The organism is Streptomyces flaveus, from assembly GCF_014647675.1.
Lineage (GTDB): Bacteria > Actinomycetota > Actinomycetes > Streptomycetales > Streptomycetaceae > Streptomyces > Streptomyces flaveus.
Genome location: NZ_BMPQ01000091.1, coordinates 1 through 821, shown reverse-complemented (window position 1 = coordinate 821; position 821 = coordinate 1). Strand labels below are relative to the sequence as shown.

Sequence of the window (821 nt, the reverse complement as noted above, 5' to 3'; positions counted from 1 at the left end):
CGGTAAGTTCGGGGATCTTGTTGCGGAGCCTGCGTTTGGCCAGGTCCGCGAGGACCTGCGGGTCGCGTTCCCCGCGGATGAGGGCTTCGAGCATGGCCCGGCCGGAGACGCCCATGAGGTCGGAGGCGACCGCGGCGAGTTTGATCCCGGTGTCCTCCAGCAGCTTCTCCAGCCGCTGCACGATCTGCCCGCGCTCGCGGGTCATCTGGGTGCGGGCCCGGGTCAGATCCCGCAGTTCGCGGACCGGCTGCGGCGGCACGAACGAGGGCCGGACCAGGCCGTGGGCGCCGAGCTGGGCCAGCCAGGCCGCGTCCGAGACGTCCGTCTTGCGGCCGGGCAGGTTCTTGACCTGCCGGGCGTTGACCAGGATCACGTTCAAATCCTCGGCCAGCAGGTAGTAGAACGGCTTCCAGTAGTCGCTGGTGGCCTCGATCACGACGAGGGTGACCTGGGCGGCGAGCAGGTGCTCCCGCAGGGCGAGCACCGCGTTTGTCGTCGAGCCCCAGGTTGTGGTCTGGGTGGTGAACGAGCCCCGCCGCTTTGTGTTCGGGGTGCGGACGCATGCCTTGGCGTCCTTCTTGCTGATGTCCAGGCCGGCGCAGCGTTCGTGCAGCACGTCCATGGCCTTGTTCCCTCCCTCACCCAACGGCCGGACAATTCGCCGTTCCGGGAGGGCCAGGGTGGAACAGGAATTCTGACGCGCGTGCTCACAGCAACACTCCACGGTTCCCGTGGACGGCCCCCAGCACCATGCTGACCTGCGAGCTCACCGGCATCACAGAAGCCTCGGTTTCGGCCGGAACGAACTCCTCCAGCGTCCC

Annotated in this window: 1 protein-coding gene; it reads right to left on the bottom strand. The window is 68.0% G+C overall.

Annotated features, from left to right (window positions below; genetic code table 11):
• Positions 1-622: IS110 family transposase (locus IEZ21_RS46925; protein ID WP_189327918.1), on the bottom strand; the 622-nt coding region annotated here is incomplete at its 3' end.
• Positions 623-821 lie beyond the last annotated feature (199 nt).